The sequence below is a fragment of the Paraburkholderia sp. SIMBA_030 genome (assembly GCF_046535245.1).
GTDB lineage: Bacteria > Pseudomonadota > Gammaproteobacteria > Burkholderiales > Burkholderiaceae > Paraburkholderia.
This window is the reverse complement of the sequence record NZ_JAWRXB010000400.1, coordinates 1-276: the sequence shown is the minus strand read 5'-3', so window position 1 is coordinate 276 and position 276 is coordinate 1. Positions and strand designations below refer to the sequence as shown.

Below are 276 nucleotides of genomic sequence, written 5' to 3'. Positions count from 1 at the left end.
GTGAATCTAATTGCTGCTGCGTCTTTTGGATACGGCGTTTGGTATCACGAATCTCATCAGATAGAGATAGCAGCCGTGCACGGGCTTCTTTTTCATTAGCAAAATCTAGCATTTCACCATTTTCTAGCTGGTCGAATTCTGATTGGTAAGTATCTAAGAGACGATTGTCTTTGTCTAATTGACTGTCTAAGGTGTAATAATCTAGCCCTTTTTGATTAGCTGCTTGCAATGTGTTGGCCATAGCAATTGGACAAACATTGTTCAACTGACGACCAC

1 protein-coding gene is annotated in these 276 nt (G+C 40.9%); it reads right to left on the bottom strand.

Annotation, left to right across the window (positions count from 1 at the left end):
* Nucleotides 1–276: hypothetical protein (locus tag SB772_RS40520; protein WP_410838587.1), on the bottom strand; the 276-nt coding region annotated here is incomplete at both ends.